This window comes from Pseudomonas sp. 24 E 13, from assembly GCF_900004715.1.
Classification (GTDB): Bacteria; Pseudomonadota; Gammaproteobacteria; order Pseudomonadales; family Pseudomonadaceae; genus Aquipseudomonas; species Aquipseudomonas orientalis_A.
Map to the genome: position 1 here is coordinate 24,690 of NZ_CVTO01000145.1, position 13,091 is coordinate 37,780.

The 13,091-nt window shown below is 57.4% G+C and carries 11 protein-coding genes; 4 read left to right on the forward strand and 7 right to left on the reverse strand.

All coding sequences use genetic code 11. The annotated features are described in order from the left end of the window. Positions 1–4 precede the first annotated feature (4 nt). Both rsmG and mnmG read right to left on the reverse strand, forming a co-directional pair. Positions 5–649: a 16S rRNA (guanine(527)-N(7))-methyltransferase RsmG gene (gene rsmG, locus BFP90_RS20065; RefSeq protein ID WP_065897805.1), complete on the reverse strand. Its 645-nt coding sequence runs from the start codon at positions 647–649 to the stop codon at positions 5–7. Then, complete coding sequence (gene mnmG / locus BFP90_RS20070) at positions 646–2,538, reverse strand: tRNA uridine-5-carboxymethylaminomethyl(34) synthesis enzyme MnmG (protein WP_065897870.1); 1,893 nt, start codon at positions 2,536–2,538, stop codon at positions 646–648. The genes rsmG and mnmG overlap by 4 nt, the downstream gene beginning before the upstream one ends. A gap of 541 nt (positions 2,539–3,079) precedes the next feature. Between mnmG and BFP90_RS20075 the strand changes: the two genes are divergently transcribed. From BFP90_RS20075 to BFP90_RS20085, 3 genes are all read left to right on the forward strand, one after another. Further along, entirely contained in the window at positions 3,080–3,586 is a 507-nt protein-coding gene (locus BFP90_RS20075) for a sigma-70 family RNA polymerase sigma factor (protein WP_065886696.1), read from the forward strand. Continuing rightward, the gene (locus tag BFP90_RS20080) at positions 3,586–4,530 is read left to right on the forward strand and encodes a FecR domain-containing protein (RefSeq protein WP_065897806.1); all 945 of its coding nucleotides are present in this window, start codon (positions 3,586–3,588) and stop codon (positions 4,528–4,530) included. Before BFP90_RS20075 ends, BFP90_RS20080 begins: the two co-directional genes overlap by 1 nt. A gap of 89 nt (positions 4,531–4,619) precedes the next feature. Next, a complete protein-coding gene (locus BFP90_RS20085; RefSeq protein WP_065897807.1) occupies positions 4,620–7,052 on the forward strand; it encodes a TonB-dependent siderophore receptor in 2,433 nt (810 codons plus the stop codon). A gap of 8 nt (positions 7,053–7,060) precedes the next feature. Here BFP90_RS20085 and mnmE read toward each other — a convergent pair whose 3' ends face one another. The 5 genes from mnmE to rpmH all read right to left on the reverse strand — a co-directional run bounded on the left by mnmE (position 7,061) and on the right by rpmH (position 10,989). Beyond that, complete coding sequence (mnmE, locus tag BFP90_RS20090) at positions 7,061–8,431, reverse strand: tRNA uridine-5-carboxymethylaminomethyl(34) synthesis GTPase MnmE (RefSeq protein ID WP_065897808.1); 1,371 nt, start codon at positions 8,429–8,431, stop codon at positions 7,061–7,063. Between the two features lie 79 nt (positions 8,432–8,510). Further along, positions 8,511–10,193 (reverse strand): membrane protein insertase YidC, encoded by a 1,683-nt coding sequence (gene yidC / locus BFP90_RS20095; RefSeq protein ID WP_065894368.1) that lies wholly within the window; start codon positions 10,191–10,193, stop codon positions 8,511–8,513. Positions 10,194–10,195: 2 nt separating this feature from the next. Continuing rightward, positions 10,196–10,441 (reverse strand): membrane protein insertion efficiency factor YidD, encoded by a 246-nt coding sequence (gene yidD / locus BFP90_RS27650; protein WP_003233592.1) that lies wholly within the window; start codon positions 10,439–10,441, stop codon positions 10,196–10,198. Further along, on the reverse strand, positions 10,434–10,841 hold the full coding sequence (rnpA, locus tag BFP90_RS27655) for a ribonuclease P protein component (RefSeq protein WP_020302575.1): 408 nt from the start codon (positions 10,839–10,841) through the stop codon (positions 10,434–10,436). Before rnpA ends, yidD begins: the two co-directional genes overlap by 8 nt. A gap of 13 nt (positions 10,842–10,854) precedes the next feature. Further along, positions 10,855–10,989, reverse strand: coding sequence for a 50S ribosomal protein L34 (gene rpmH / locus BFP90_RS27660; protein ID WP_003213577.1), 135 nt, complete (start codon positions 10,987–10,989; stop codon positions 10,855–10,857). Positions 10,990–11,574: 585 nt separating this feature from the next. Between rpmH and dnaA the strand changes: the two genes are divergently transcribed. Next, on the forward strand, positions 11,575–13,080 hold the full coding sequence (gene dnaA, locus BFP90_RS20105; RefSeq protein WP_065886701.1) for a chromosomal replication initiator protein DnaA: 1,506 nt from the start codon (positions 11,575–11,577) through the stop codon (positions 13,078–13,080). Positions 13,081–13,091: the final 11 nt, after the last annotated feature.

Sequence of the window (13,091 nt, forward strand, 5' to 3'; positions counted from 1 at the left end):
CCAATCATGCCGTGCGGCGCAGTATCAGCAGATGGCGTTGGCCTTGGCAACCGGGTACGGCCAAGGCGTGTTCGCTATCGAGGTGGAAGTCCGCCGGCAATGCTAACAGCTCGTCGCTTGGATGGACGCCCTTCATTGCCAGCCAGCGGGTGCCGTGGTCGCCCAGGTGGCGAGTCCAGTTGCTGAAGTTCTCCATGCTGCTGAACGCCCGGGAAACAATTCCTTTGAAGGGCTGTTCAGGCGTAAAGGCTTCGACGCGGCTGTGGATAACCTGCAGGTTATCCAGCTTCAGTTCGAGTTTGACCTGGGTCAGGAAGCGGGTCTTCTTGCCGTTGCTGTCCAGGCAGGTCACTTGCGACTCGGGAAACAGGATGGCCAGCGGAATGCCAGGCATGCCGCCGCCGCTGCCGACGTCCAGCCAGCGACCGTTTTCGATAAACGGCATCACGCTCAAGCTGTCGAGCAGATGGCGCGAGACCATTTCGTCCGGATCACGCACGGCGGTCAGGTTGTAAGCCTTGTTCCATTTGATCAACAGGGCCAGGTAGCCCATCAGCAAGGCGTGCTGGGCTTCGGTCAGGTCGACGCCCAACTGGCGCGCACCTGTGGATAACTCTTCGGCGTGTTGCGAGGTGACCAACGAACTCAAGCGCTTTGCTCCAACTGACGGCCCGCGCCGCGTTTTTTCAAATGAATCATCAACAGCGAAATTGCTGCCGGGGTAACGCCGGGGATACGTGAAGCCTGGCCGAGGGTTTCCGGCCGAGTTATCCCCAGCTTGCTTTGAATTTCCTTCGACAGCCCGGAAATGCCGGTGTAGTCGATATCCACAGGCAGCTTGGTGTTTTCACTGGCGCGCAGGCGAGCGATCTCGTCCTGCTGGCGATCAATGTAACCGGCGTATTTGGTCTTGATTTCCACCTGTTCGGCGACCTGTGGATCTTCTGCGCCGCCGCCGGTCACTTCGACCAGGCCGGCGTAATCGATCTCCGGACGCGATAGCAGGTTGAGCAAGTTGTATTCGTGCGTCAGCGGCGTGCCGAATTTTTCGGCGATCGCATCGCCCTGTTCAGTGCCCGGGCGAACCCAGGTGCTCTTCAGGCGCTGCTCTTCGAGGGTAATGCTCTCGCGTTTTTTGCAGAAGGCCGCCCAGCGCGCGTCATCGACCAAACCCAGCTCGCGACCTTTTTCGGTCAAGCGCAGATCGGCGTTGTCTTCGCGCAGGATCAGGCGATATTCGGCCCTGGACGTGAACATCCGGTACGGTTCCTGGGTGCCCAGGGTAATCAGGTCGTCGACCAACACGCCGATATACGCTTCATCGCGACGCGGGCACCAGCTGTCTTTGCCCTGTGCTCGCAGTGCAGCGTTGGTACCGGCCAGCAAACCCTGGGCGCCGGCTTCTTCGTAACCGGTGGTGCCATTGATTTGCCCGGCGAAGAACAAGCCGCCGATCACCTTGGTTTCCAGGCTGTATTTCAGGTCACGCGGATCGAAATAGTCGTACTCGATGGCGTAGCCAGGGCGAACGATGTGGGCGTTTTCCATGCCGCGAATCGACTGCACGATCTGGATTTGCACGTCGAACGGCAGGGAAGTGGAAATCCCGTTCGGGTACAGCTCGTGAGTCGTCAAGCCTTCGGGCTCGATAAACACCTGGTGGCTTTCCTTGTCGGCAAAGCGATGGATCTTGTCTTCAATCGACGGGCAGTAACGCGGGCCGATGCCTTCGATCACCCCGGAATACATCGGCGAACGGTCGAGGTTCGCGGCAATGATTTCGTGGGTACGCGCATTGGTATGGGTAATCCAGCAGCTGACCTGTTTGGGGTGCTGCTCCTTGGAACCCATGAAAGACATGACCGGGATCGGCGTATCGCCGGCCTGTTCGGTCATCACCGAAAAATCCACAGAACGTCCGTCGATACGCGGCGGAGTCCCGGTTTTCAAACGGCCCACGCGCAGCGGCAATTCACGCAGACGGTGTGCCAGGGCAATCGACGGCGGATCACCGGCGCGACCACCGGAATAGTTCTGCATGCCGATGTGGATAAGTCCGCCAAGGAAGGTCCCGGTGGTCAACACCACGGATTCTGCGAAGAAGCGCAGGCCCATTTGCGTGACAACCCCGCGTACCTGGTCCTGCTCGACGATCAGGTCGTCTGCGGCCTGTTGAAATATCCACAGGTTCGGCTGGTTTTCCAGGGTTTCACGTACCGCGGCCTTGTACAAAATACGGTCGGCTTGTGCACGAGTGGCACGTACGGCCGGGCCTTTGCGGCTGTTGAGCACGCGAAATTGAATACCACCTTTGTCGGTGGCCATGGCCATTACGCCGCCAAGGGCATCGATTTCCTTGACCAGATGGCTTTTGCCGATGCCACCAATGGCAGGGTTGCAACTCATGGCGCCGAGGGTTTCCACGTTGTGCGTCAGCAACAGGGTTTTTACGCCCATGCGTGCTGACGCCAGTGCTGCCTCGGTACCGGCATGACCGCCGCCGATGACGATCACTTCAAAACGGGAAGGGAAATCCACCACGCACCTCGTGCCTGCTTATGTAGGTAATCAGGAATTGTTGGTTGAAAGAGTTTTGCAGCTTATGGCGGCAAGTATAGGGACTTCGCCCTGCCTAAAGAACCCTTTGCACAAAATTTAACCAGCTGTGGATGGATCACGGACAATAGAAATTAAAAGAGAGAAATTTATTAAATCTTTGTTTTTATGTTTATTTCTACTGAGCATCTTTTCTGTGGATAGATTTCTACAGGCCTTTATCTACGTCGTGTACAGGGATTCAAAAGTCTGTGGTCATGTGCCAATGAGGGGCTTGGATAAGTGCTTTAAGCCTGTGGATTAAACAGGTGGTTATCCACAGGCGGATTTTTACTCAGGTTTCAAGCGTGGTTATCAACCGGGCACAAGGGCGGTTATTCACAGGGCTTAATCCACAGAAACGGCTGATTCAATGTCGACCAGCATAGGGATTCAACGCGGATTCGCGGTCAAGACGGCTATTGTGGGAACACACGAGGGCAGTTAATAATAGCGATTATCATTAACCTACCTCGTCGCGCCTATGTCCCCTCCTTCACACACGGCAGCTGTGCAGCGCATCTATGAGCAACACCATTCGTGGTTACACGGGTGGCTCAAAGGCAAATTGCATAACGCCTGCGATGCAGCCGACGTGGCCCACGATACGTTCGTGCGTATCCTGGGTGGACGCGACGCCGTGCAGATCCTTGAGCCACGGGATTATCTGGCGACCATTGCAAGGGGCCTGGTGATTGATCGCTATCGCCGGCACGCCATTGAGCAGGCTTATAAGCAAACCCTGGCCGAGCGTCCTGAAGCCACCGCCATCAGTGAAGAAGACAAGGCAATCATTATCGAAACCCTAGTGGCTGTGGATAAGGCACTGTGCAGCTTGGGCGAACGTGCTCGACGGATCTTCATGCTGTCGCAGATCGAGGGGCTGACTTATCAACAGATCGCCGATCAACTGCGGGTGTCATTGACCACTGTGAAGAAACATATGGTCCGTGCCCTGACCGAATGTTCACTGATCATGGCCAGCCTCTGATGCCCGCCCCTGATCGCAAGACATTCGAGACGGCCGCCAGTTGGTATGTGCAGTTCCAGGCGCAATCGCCGACGCCGGCTGATCGGCTGGCCTGGCAACAATGGCTCAATGGCGACCCTTCCCATCAGGCTGCGTGGAACCAGTTGGAGCAGTTGCAGCGCAGCCTTGGCGCCCTGCCCCAGGACTTCACACGCCGCGCGTTGACCAGCAAGCAAGAACGCCGCCAGGTGCTCAAGTGGATGCTGGTACTGGGCGGCAGCGGGTATTTGGGTTGGAACGTTCAACAACACACGTCCGTGGGTAACGTATGGGCCGACTACCGCACGCCTGTGGGTAAACATCGAAGGATCGAACTGGCCGACGGCACTCAGGTTGATCTCAACACCAGCACAGCCATTGATGTGATGTTCGACTCGCGCCAACGCTTGATTCGCCTGCGTGAAGGTGAAGTACTTATCCACAGTGGCAAACGTGGCGCCAACACGCCCTTGTATGTGGAGACTCGCCACGGGCGGGTTCAGGCACTGGGCACTCGGTTTACTGTTCGCCAATTGCCGGATTTCACCCGGGTCGGTGTGCTGGAAGATCGGGTCAATTTGTCGCCGGGCGATCAACCCGACCACAACAAGACCCTCGGAGCTGGGCAAAGCGCTGATTTTGATCGACACACGATTAGCCTCCCCCAGCGATATGGCGTGGCGCAAGCCGCCTGGGCGGACGGTCAATTGATCGTGCTCGATGCCAGACTCGGCGATGTCATCGATGAGTTGGCGCGCTATCGGCCGGGCGTGCTGAACTGTGATCCGGCTTCGGCTCAACTGCGCGTTTCCGGCGCGTTCCGCCTGGACTCAACCGACGCGGTACTGGCCAACCTGCAAGCGACCCTGCCGATCCGGGTGAAGTACTTCACGCGCTACTGGGTGTCGGTTAACCGGATCGGTTGATAAAAAATAATCCTCAGGGGGGTTATCTTTTTTTTATCACGCACGGCCCTTCAGGTAATCACGACGCTACCTTCAGGGTTTACCCATCTATGCGCCTTTCCATCCCGCTCCGTCAGCGACTTTCCTGCCATGCCATCACCTACGGCCTGCTGCTTGCCAGCACCGGCGGTACGTTCTTATCCACAGGGGTTATGGCCGCCAGCACCACCCAGCACTACGTCATCGCAGCCGGCCCCCTGGACAGTGCGTTAAGCCAGTTTGCCGCCCGGGCCAATGTGATCCTGTCCTTCTCGCCACAACAGACTTCACGGCTGACCACTTCCGGACTCAATGGTGATTATTCGGTGGATCAAGGTTTCGCCCTGCTGCTGCAGAATTCCGGGTTGCAAGCCGTCGCCCAGGCCCCCGGCAGCTATGGATTGCAAACAGTCCCTACGGGCCAGCTCACGCTCGCACCCACCACCGTCAGTGCTTATCAACCGGATGGCTTTAATCAGGACATAGCAGGGGATGTGGGCTACAAGGCGCAGAACAGCCGGGTCGGCACCAAAACCAGTACGCCTCTGTCGCAGACACCCCGTTCGGTATCGGTGGTGACCGGCCAACGTATCAAGGATCAGAAATCGCAGACACTGACCGAAGTGCTGGGTTACGTACCCGGCATCTTCGCGCCGCCTTTTGCTGCGGGCGACGGGCTGGCGGGCGATCTCTTTTTCATTCGAGGCTTCAACGCCACGGACTACGGTTACGGCCTGTTGAGAGACGGACTACGTGTGCAAGGTAATCGGTACGACACCACCAGCGAGCCGTATGGCCTGGAGCGGGTCGAAGTGTTTCGCGGTCCTTCTTCGCTGCTCTACGGTGAGAACGCACCGGGCGGCTTGGTCAACCTGGTGAGCAAACATCCGACCGCCAACCCGCGCGGCGAGGTGCAATTGGGGTATGGCTCAAACAACCGACGCCAACTGGGTGTGGATATCTCCGGTCCGCTCAATGACAGCGACAATGTTCTCGGCCGCCTGGTAATGCTGGGCCGCAAATCCGACACGCAGACCGACCATGTACCGGATGATCGTGTTTACATCGCCCCTTCCCTGACCCTGAATTTCGACGACTACAACACCCTGACCCTCCTGGCCAACTACCAGAAGGACCACACCAACCTGGAACTCGGCCTGCCGGCTGCAGGCACTTTGCTTACTAATCCCAACGGTAAACTGTCCAAGCACACCATGCTCGGCGACCCGGATTGGAATACCTTTGAGCGCGAAGCCTGGAGCACCGGTTACGAGTTCAGCCACAGCTTCAACGACGACTGGCAGTTCCGTCAGAATTCCCGGTACATGCAGTCACGCATCAACCGCCATGAAACCTGGCCGAGCGCACTGAATAATCGGGGCTTCGGTACTCAGCTGAACATGACCGCCTACGATCGCTACAACAAATCCATGGTTTATTCCCTGGATAATCAGCTCGAGGGCAAATTCGATATCGGCGCACTGGAAAACACCGTGTTGTTTGGCGCCAGTTACGACCGCACCTCGTTCAACCAGGATTGGGACGCCGGTTTCGCCGGTACCATCAATGTGTATAACCCGGTGTACCTGCGCGAACCGCTCACGCCGATCGCGGTGCAAAACACCTTGCTCGAGCAACAGATGAAGGGCGCATACGCTCAGATCCAGAGCAAGTATGACCACTGGCTGTTCCTGCTCGGGGGGCGGCAGGACTGGGTCGACAGCGATTTCCGCGACAAGGTCAACAAGGCCAGCAGCACCGGCAGTCAAGACCGCAAGTTCACCTACCAAGGTGGCGTGATGTACCAGTTCGACAACGGCCTCACGCCGTATGTCAGCTATTCCACGGCATTCGTTCCGGTCCAGCAGATTTCCAATGCCGGCGCCCCATTGAAACCCATCACCAGCAGCCAATATGAAGCGGGTGTGAAGTACGAGCCGATCGGCTGGGACACGGCGATGACGCTGTCGGTGTACGACTTGCGCAAACAGGACGACACCTACCTGGATGCCACCACCAACAGCTATCGTCAGGTGGGTGAGAGCCGCGCCAAAGGCGCCGAAGTTGAAATCAACAGCAACCTTACGCCCAACCTGAACGTAACGGCGGCTTATACCTACACTGACGCGCGGATTACCAAGGATTCCGCCACCTCCCTGGTCGAAGGGCGCCAAATGACCGGCGTTCCTCGCAATCAGGCTTCGGTATGGAGCAAATATCGTTTCCTGGAGGGTCAGCTCAAGGGCCTGTCCGTGGGGGGAGGTGTGCGTTATTTCGACAGCACTTTTTCCTACACGGCGCCGACGCTCTACGGGAAGCTGGATGCAGGCAGTGTCACGTTGGTGGATGCCGTGGTGGGGTATCAGATCGACCCGCACTGGTCAGTGGACCTGAACGCCAAGAACCTGTTCGACAAGGAGTATGTATCCGGTTGCAACGATGCGGGGCGCTGCTATTGGGGTGACAGCCGCACCCTGTTGGGTACGGTGTCCTATAACTGGTAAAGACCTGGCTATTTGCCGATACAGAAACTGGAAAAGATTCGGCCAAGCAAGTCATCGGAGCTGAATGCGCCGGTAATCTCACCTAGCAGCTGCTGCGCCTGACGCAAATCCTCAGCCAGCAGCTCTCCGGCGCCCGCCAGGGTCAGCTGTGCTCGCCCGTGCTCCAACGCCGCACTGGCATGGCGAAGCGCCTCCAGATGCCTGCGGCGTGCACTGAAGCTGCTTTCCGAGGTCTGCTCGTAGCCCATGCAGGCCTTGAGATGGTCACGTAGCAACTCCAGGCCCTCACCCGCGGATTTGGCACTCAGGCTGATAGTCACATGGCCATCGTCGCTGGTTTGCATCGCGATGGTTTCACCCGTCAGGTCGGCCTTGTTCCGGATCAGGGTCACTTTGGCTGGGTCTGGCCGTTGCTCGAGGAATTCCGGCCACAACGCAAAAGGATCCACCGCCTCAGGGGCGGTGGCGTCCACCACCAACAACACACGGTCGGCTTCGCCAATGGCTTTGAGCGCGCGTTCCACGCCAATCTTCTCCACCTGGTCGTCGGTGTCGCGCAACCCTGCCGTATCGACCACGTGCAACGGCATGCCATCAATGTGGATATGTTCGCGCAGGATGTCGCGAGTGGTACCGGCAATTTCGGTAACGATGGCTGCTTCGCGTCCCGCCAATGCATTGAGCAGGCTGGACTTGCCGGCATTGGGTCGCCCCGCAATCACCACGGTCATGCCGTCACGCAGCAATGCACCCTGCCCGGCTTCGCGCAACACTGTGGATAACTCATCACGGACCTTGTCCAGCATTGCCAGAACGTGGCCATCGGCGAGGAAATCAATTTCCTCCTCAGGAAAATCAATGGCCGCCTCGACATAGATACGCAGGCTGATCAGCTGCTCGGTCAAGTTATGCACACGCAGGGAAAACGCCCCCTGCAACGAACGCAATGCGTTGCGTGCAGCCTGTGCAGAACTGGCTTCGATCAGGTCGGCGATCGCCTCGGCCTGAGCCAGGTCGAGTTTGTCGTTGAGGAATGCGCGCTCGCTGAACTCACCCGGACGGGCCAGGCGGCAGCCCAATTGCAGACAACGCTGCAGCAACATGTCCAGGACAACCGGACCACCATGGCCCTGCAGTTCCAGTACATCTTCACCCGTGAAGGAGTTTGGCCCCGGGAAGTAGAGCGCCAGGCCTTCGTCCAGCACACTTGCGTCGCCATCCAGAAACGGACCGTAATGGGCGAACCGCGGCTTCAACTCCCGTCCGCTGATCGCCTTGGCGGCCGCGCTGGCGAGCGGCCCGGAAATTCGAACGATACCGACGCCGCCGCGACCTTGAGCGGTTGCGACAGCAGCGATGGTTTCACGGGGAGCGCTCATCAGCAGGTTCCAGAATTAAAGTGTCGGAAAGCAAAACGCCCCACTAGGGGGCGTCTTGAGTGGTTATCCACAGAGTAAATTACGCCTCGGCTTTTTTGGTAGCCGCTTCGATTTTACGTGTGATGTACCACTGTTGGGAGATCGACAACACGTTGTTGACTACCCAGTACAGTACCAGGCCCGCTGGGAACCACAGGAAGAAGAAGGTGAAGATGATTGGCATCATTTTCATTACCTTGGCCTGCATCGGGTCCGGCGGAGTCGGGTTCAGACGCTGCTGGATAAACATGGTTGCGCCCATGATGATCGGCAGGATAAAGAACGGGTCCTTGATCGACAGGTCGGTTATCCACAGCATGAACGGTGCCTGGCGCATTTCCACGCTTTCCAGGAGTACCCAGTACAGCGACAGGAATACCGGCATCTGTACCAGAATCGGCAAGCATCCACCCAGCGGGTTGATCTTCTCTTTCTTGTACAGCTCCATCATGGCCTGCGACATTTTCTGCCTGTCGTCACCATGTTGCTCTTTCAGCGCAGCCAGTTTCGGCGCCACGGCACGCATGCGCGCCATCGACTTGTAGCTGGCGGCCGACAGCGGGAAGAAGATCCCCTTGATCAGCATGGTCAGGAAGATGATCGACCAGCCCCAGTTACCGACGATGCTGTGGATATGTTGCAGCAGCCAGAAGATCGGCTGGGCAATGAACCACAGGAAGCCGTAATCCACAGTCAGTTCCAGGCCTGGGGACAACTCTTTCAGTACCGCCTGGCTTTTCGGGCCGGCATACAGGGTGGCGCTGGTTTCAGCCTTGGCACCTGGTGCGACGGTCAACGCCGGGCCAGTAAAACCAATGATGTAGTTGCCCTGGCTGTCCTTGCGGGTTTGCACCAGGTTCGCTTCACCCTTGTTCGGGATCCACGCGGTCACGAAGTAGTGCTGCAGCCACGCTACCCAGCCACCTTGAACGGTTTCTTTCAGCGCGCCCTTGTCGATGTCTTTCATCGACACTTTTTTGTACGGCTCGTTACTTGTCCACAGGGCGGCGCCCAGGTAAGTCGCGGTGCCGGTGGCGGTGCTGGAAGAAGGGTCAGAGCTGGCATCACGCTTGAGCTGGGCAAACAGGTTGCCGCTCCAGGCCTTGTCGCTGGTGTTGTCGATCAGGTAAGTGACCTTCAAATCGTACAAACCACGGGTGAAGCTGAAACGCTTGATGTAATTGACGCCGTCGAGGCTGAATTTCAGGTCGACGTTCAACTGGTTCTGGCCATCAGCCAGTTGATAACTCTTCTGCTCGGTCGAATAAATCGGACGACCGGTAGCACGAGCGTCCGGACCATTGGTGCCGGTCAGGCCACTTTGCGCCAGATAAGTACGTTCACCGCCGTTATCGAACAGCTGGAACGGAACATCCGGATGGTCTTGGCGACGTGGATAAAGCGGCAGCTTCAGCTGGGCAATATCGCCACCCTGGGGGTCGATCGCCAGGTCGAGCACATCCGTTTTAACGTGGATGAGGTCTTTGTTGGTGACAACTGGCGTTTCCAACGGGGCACTTGTCTCGCCATTCGCGCTGGGAACATCGGCACTCGCGGACGCATTGTTACCCAGCGGGGTGTCCGGAATAGCCGGCGCAGCCTGATTGGTAGCAACATTCTGAGTCGGCAGGGCAGCCTGGCCGTAGTCCTGGTTCCATTTCAGGACCATGACGTAGGACACGATTGCCAGGGCGACGATCAGGATCGTGCGTTTAATATCCATGATTACTCGGCCATCGAAGAAGAACGGGAGGTAGGGATAGGTGGAACCGGGTCATAACCACCGGCATTCCACGGATGACAGCGACCTAAACGACGAAAGGTCAGCCAGCCACCGCGCAGAAGACCATGGTTTTCTATGGCTTCTAACGCGTAGCAGGAACAACTGGGGTAGAAACGACAGTGGCTGGCCATCAGAGGACTAATGGCATAGCGATAAAACTGGATCGGAACGATTGCCAGTTTACGCATCAAGGCTGTCTACCCCTACAGTTTCGGTGCTGACTGCTGGTGCTGGTTTGTGGGTACGCGCCAGACGTTTCCAGAGCTTGCCGAAATGCTGAATCAATTCGGGGTTTTCTACATCCCCCAAGCCTTTGCGCGCGACGATAACAATATCCCACCCAACCAGAGTGTCCTGGTGGAGGCGAAACGATTCGCGCATCAGACGCTTGAGGCGATTGCGCTCAACGGAGAGCTTTACGCTCTTCTTGCCGATCACCAACCCGAGACGGGGGTGATCAAGATCGTTGTTACGCGCAAGGAGCAGGAGATTTTTCCCCGGAACCTTGCCGGTGGGGGAGTCAAAGACTGCCTTGAAGTGCCGGGGGGTTAGCAGACGCTTTTCCCGACTGAAGTCCTGACTCACCACCAGTACCGGATTATCAAACTGCCAGACGCGCACGACCTTTGGCGCGGCGACGCGACAGGACAGCACGGCCGTTCTTGGTAGCCATGCGAGCACGGAAGCCGTGAGTACGGGCGCGTTTGATGGTGCTTGGTTGGAAAGTACGTTTCATGGCGTTGTTACCTGGTTCGTCCACAACGGGCCGGAATGGCCCCCGTTTTAAGAGACCGGCGATTCTAGAGAAAGCAAGCCTCTAGGTCAATTTCCAACCAGCTTTTCCTTCAATTAGATATCTGGAGGCCACCTCCCCCTTTCCATCCGCCTGGCTTCCACGAGGAGTGACATAGATATAAAAATAAAGAAGGAAGTTATTTAAAGCTTTTCTGTAAAGCTTATAAAAGCTAGAGAGGCGTTCTTCTGTGGATAACTACGTTCAGGCCATATTCAACGTGGTGTACAGAGGATGACAACACAGGGGAGAAACGGTGCTCTGCCTGTGCTGCGCTGTCGGATAAGCTGTGGGTGGAATGGGTTGTTATCCACAGGCCAGTTACCCACAGACTTTTGCCCCTACTTGTGCAACGAGCTCAGGTACGGTTATCCACAGAGCTTATTCACAGACCGGCGGTCGCCTTTATTCCCGTTAAGGCGTTGATTTTGGGTGCCCTGTGAGCAACCTTCATGTGGATAAGTGGACGGCTGGCCGCTACAATGGCGCCTGTTTTTGCCTCACCGGCTTTCAACTTAGGGGATATCCGTGTCAGTGGAACTTTGGCAGCAGTGCGTGGAGCTTTTGCGCGATGAGCTGCCTGCCCAGCAATTCAACACCTGGATCCGTCCGCTACAGGTCGAAGCCGAAGGCGACGAGTTGCGTGTCTACGCGCCCAATCGTTTTGTTCTCGACTGGGTCAACGAGAAGTACCTGAGCCGCGTTCTCGAATTGCTCGACGAACATGGCAACGGCATCGCCCCCGTGCTTTCCTTATTAATAGGCAGCAAACGCAGCTCCGCCCCTCGCGCTGCCCCGAATGCACCATTGGCTGCGGCTGCCTCGCAGTCCCAGGCTGCACCGGTTGCTGCAGCGCCTGCACCGACGCCCGCCAAATCATCTGCGCCTAAAAATGCACCGCAGAACGAAGAGCCGTCCCGTGACAGCTTCGATCCCATGGCCGGAGCCAGTTCTCAACAAGCTCCCGTTCGTGCCGAACAGCGCACCGTGCAGGTGGAGGGCGCGCTCAAGCACACCAGCTACCTGAACCGCACGTTTACCTTCGAGAATTTCGTCGAGGGCAAGTCCAACCAGTTGGCTCGTGCGGCCGCCTGGCAAGTGGCCGACAACCCCAAGCACGGTTACAACCCGCTCTTCCTTTATGGCGGCGTCGGCTTGGGTAAAACGCACTTGATGCACGCTGTGGGTAACCATCTGTTAAAGAAGAACCCGAATGCCAAGGTGGTCTACCTGCATTCGGAGCGCTTCGTGGCTGACATGGTCAAGGCCCTGCAACTCAACGCCATCAACGAGTTCAAGCGCTTTTACCGCTCCGTTGATGCGTTACTGATCGATGACATTCAGTTCTTCGCGCGCAAGGAACGTTCCCAGGAAGAGTTTTTCCACACGTTCAACGCCCTGCTCGAAGGCGGACAGCAGGTGATCCTCACCAGTGACCGTTATCCGAAAGAAATCGAAGGCCTTGAGGAGCGCTTGAAGTCGCGCTTCGGCTGGGGTTTGACGGTTGCCGTAGAGCCGCCCGAGCTGGAAACTCGCGTCGCGATCCTGATGAAAAAGGCCGACCAGGCCAAAGTCGACCTGCCCCACGATGCCGCGTTCTTTATTGCCCAACGTATTCGGTCAAACGTGCGTGAACTCGAAGGTGCGCTCAAGCGGGTCATCGCGCACTCCCACTTCATGGGGCGCGACATCACCATCGAGCTGATTCGCGAATCCCTGAAAGACTTGCTGGCGCTGCAGGACAAACTGGTGAGTGTGGATAACATCCAGCGCACCGTTGCCGAGTACTACAAGATCAAGATTTCCGACCTGCTGTCCAAGCGCCGTTCGCGCTCGGTCGCACGCCCGCGCCAGGTGGCCATGGCCCTCTCCAAAGAGTTGACCAACCACAGCCTGCCGGAAATCGGTGATGTATTTGGTGGTCGCGACCACACCACGGTTTTGCACGCGTGCCGCAAGATCAACGAACTTAAGGAATCCGACGCGGATATTCGCGAGGACTACAAGAACCTGCTGCGTACACTGACTACCTGATGACACCAGCG

Excerpts from the sequence above, each read along its gene's own strand:
- BFP90_RS20075 (WP_065886696.1), top strand. The coding sequence starts at position 3,080 with ATGTCCCCTCCTTCACACACGGCAGCTGTGCAGCGCATCTATGAGCAA.
- BFP90_RS20080 (WP_065897806.1), top strand. The coding sequence starts at position 3,586 with ATGCCCGCCCCTGATCGCAAGACATTCGAGACGGCCGCCAGTTGGTAT.
- BFP90_RS20085 (WP_065897807.1), top strand. The coding sequence starts at position 4,620 with ATGCGCCTTTCCATCCCGCTCCGTCAGCGACTTTCCTGCCATGCCATC.
- mnmE (WP_065897808.1), bottom strand. The coding sequence starts at position 8,431 with ATGAGCGCTCCCCGTGAAACCATCGCTGCTGTCGCAACCGCTCAAGGT.
- yidC (WP_065894368.1), bottom strand. The coding sequence starts at position 10,193 with ATGGATATTAAACGCACGATCCTGATCGTCGCCCTGGCAATCGTGTCC.
- yidD (WP_003233592.1), bottom strand. The coding sequence starts at position 10,441 with ATGCGTAAACTGGCAATCGTTCCGATCCAGTTTTATCGCTATGCCATT.
- rpmH (WP_003213577.1), bottom strand. The coding sequence starts at position 10,989 with ATGAAACGTACTTTCCAACCAAGCACCATCAAACGCGCCCGTACTCAC.